Annotated in this window: 1 rRNA gene; it reads right to left on the reverse strand. The window is 50.9% G+C overall.

From position 1 onward, the window contains the following. Positions 1–52 precede the first annotated feature (52 nt). Positions 53–2,974, reverse strand: a 23S ribosomal RNA gene (locus tag B5P40_RS31075). Positions 2,975–3,030: the final 56 nt, after the last annotated feature.

Consider the following 3,030-nt stretch of genomic DNA (forward strand, 5'->3'; position numbering starts at 1 on the left):
AAACTATGAAGGTATATTCCTTCAAAACTAGATAACATTTGCTTCATATTATATGGTTAAGTCCTCGATCTATTAGTATTCGTCAGCTCCACATGTCACCATGCTTCCACCTCGAACCTATCAACCTGATCATCTTTCAGGGATCTTACTAGCTTACGCTATGGGAAATCTCATCTTGAGGGGGGCTTCATGCTTAGATGCTTTCAGCACTTATCCCTTCCGCACATAGCTACCCAGCTATGCCCTTGGCAGAACAACTGGTACACCAGCGGTGCGTCCATCCCGGTCCTCTCGTACTAAGGACAGCTCCTCTCAAATTTCCTGCGCCCACGACGGATAGGGACCGAACTGTCTCACGACGTTCTGAACCCAGCTCGCGTACCGCTTTAATGGGCGAACAGCCCAACCCTTGGGACCGACTACAGCCCCAGGATGCGATGAGCCGACATCGAGGTGCCAAACCTCCCCGTCGATGTGGACTCTTGGGGGAGATAAGCCTGTTATCCCCGGGGTAGCTTTTATCCGTTGAGCGATGGCCCTTCCATGCGGAACCACCGGATCACTAAGCCCGACTTTCGTCCCTGCTCGACTTGTAGGTCTCGCAGTCAAGCTCCCTTATGCCTTTGCACTCTACGAATGATTTCCAACCATTCTGAGGGAACCTTTGGGCGCCTCCGTTACACTTTAGGAGGCGACCGCCCCAGTCAAACTGCCCACCTGACACTGTCTCCCGGGTCGATGAGACCCGTAGGTTAGAATTTCAATACAGTCAGGGCGGTATCCCACCAGCGCCTCCACCGAAGCTAGCGCTCCGGTTTCAATGGCTCCCGCCTATCCTGTACAAACTGTACCAAAATTCAATATCAGGCTACAGTAAAGCTCCACGGGGTCTTTCCGTCCTGTCGCGGGTAACCTGCATCTTCACAGGTACTATAATTTCACCGAGTCTCTGGTTGAGACAGTGCCCAAATCGTTACACCTTTCGTGCGGGTCGGAACTTACCCGACAAGGAATTTCGCTACCTTAGGACCGTTATAGTTACGGCCGCCGTTTACTGGGGCTTCAGTTCAGAGCTTCGCTTACGCTAACCCCTCTCCTTAACCTTCCAGCACCGGGCAGGTGTCAGCCCCTATACTTCGCCTTACGGCTTCGCAGAGACCTGTGTTTTTGCTAAACAGTCGCTTGGGCCTATTCACTGCGGCTTTCCGTTAAGAAAGCACCCCTTCTCCCGAAGTTACGGGGTCATTTTGCCGAGTTCCTTAACCAGAGTTCTCTCGCACACCTTAGGATTCTCTCCTCGCCTACCTGTGTCGGTTTGCGGTACAGGCACCTTTTATCTCGCTAGAAGCTTTTCTTGGCAGCGGGGAATCAAAGACTTCGCTCCATAAGGAGCTTCCCCATCACAGCTCAGCCTTCACGATAAGCGGATTTGCCTACTTATCAGCCTAACTGCTTGGACGTGCACAACCAATCGCACGCTTCTTCTATCCTTCTGCGTCCCTCCATTGCTCAAACGATAAAGAGGTGGTACAGGAATATCAACCTGTTGTCCATCGCCTACGCCTGTCGGCCTCGGCTTAGGTCCTGACTAACCCTGAGCGGACGAGCCTTCCTCAGGAAACCTTAGGCATTCGGTGGACGGGATTCTCACCCGTCTTTCGCTACTCATACCGGCATTCTCACTTCTAAGCGCTCCACCAGTCCTTCCGGTCTGACTTCACTGCACTTAGAACGCTCCCCTACCACTGATACCATTGGTATCAATTCGCAGCTTCGGTGGTGTATTTAGCCCCGGTACATTTTCGGCGCAGAGTCACTCGACTAGTGAGCTATTACGCACTCTTTAAATGGTGGCTGCTTCTGAGCCAACATCCTAGTTGTCTAAGCAACTCCACATCCTTTTCCACTTAATACACACTTTGGGACCTTAGCTGGCGATCTGGGCTGTTTCCCTCTTGACTACGGATCTTATCACTCGCAGTCTGACTCCTAAGGATAAGTCATTGGCATTCGGAGTTTGACTGAATTCGGTAATCCGATGAGGACCCCTAGTTCAATCAGTGCTCTACCTCCAAGACTCTTACACTTAAGGCTAGCCCTAAAGCTATTTCGGGGAGAACCAGCTATCTCCAGGTTCGATTGGAATTTCTCCGCTACCCACACCTCATCCCCGCACTTTTCAACGTGCGTGGGTTCGGGCCTCCATTCAGTGTTACCTGAACTTCACCCTGGACATGGGTAGATCACCTGGTTTCGGGTCTACGACCACGTACTAAACGCCCTATTCAGACTCGCTTTCGCTGCGGCTCCGCCTCTTCAGCTTAACCTCGCACGGGATCGTAACTCGCCGGTTCATTCTACAAAAGGCACGCCATCACCCATTAACGGGCTCTGACTATTTGTAGGCACACGGTTTCAGGATCTCTTTCACTCCCCTTCCGGGGTGCTTTTCACCTTTCCCTCACGGTACTGGTTCACTATCGATCACTAGGGAGTATTTAGCCTTGGGAGATGGTCCTCCCAGATTCCGACGGAATTTCACGTGTTCCGCCGTACTCAGGATACATTCAAGAGAGAACGAAGTTTCGACTACGGGGTTATTACCCTCTGTGACGGACCTTTCCAGGTCGCTTCGTCTACCTCGTTCCTTTGTAACTCCGTATAGAATGTCCTACAACCCCAAGAGGCAAGCCTCTTGGTTTGGGCTAGATTCCGTTTCGCTCGCCGCTACTCAGGAAATCGCATTTGCTTTCTCTTCCTCCAGGTACTTAGATGTTTCAGTTCCCTGGGTCTGTCTTCCATACCCTATGTATTCAGGTAAGGATACCATACCATTACGTATAGTGGGTTTCCCCATTCGGAAATCTTCGGATCAAAGCTTACTTACAGCTCCCCGAAGCATATCGGCGTTAGTCCCGTCCTTCATCGACTCCTAGTGTCAAGGCATCCACCGTGCGCCCTTTCTAACTTAACCAAACTAAAATTAAAAAAATATGAGCTACACTGTTATCTAGTTTTCAAAGAACATAC

It is taken from the genome of Bacillus sp. SRB_8 (assembly GCF_003264205.1).
Taxonomy (GTDB): domain Bacteria; phylum Bacillota; class Bacilli; order Bacillales; family Bacillaceae_G; genus Bacillus_A; species Bacillus_A mycoides.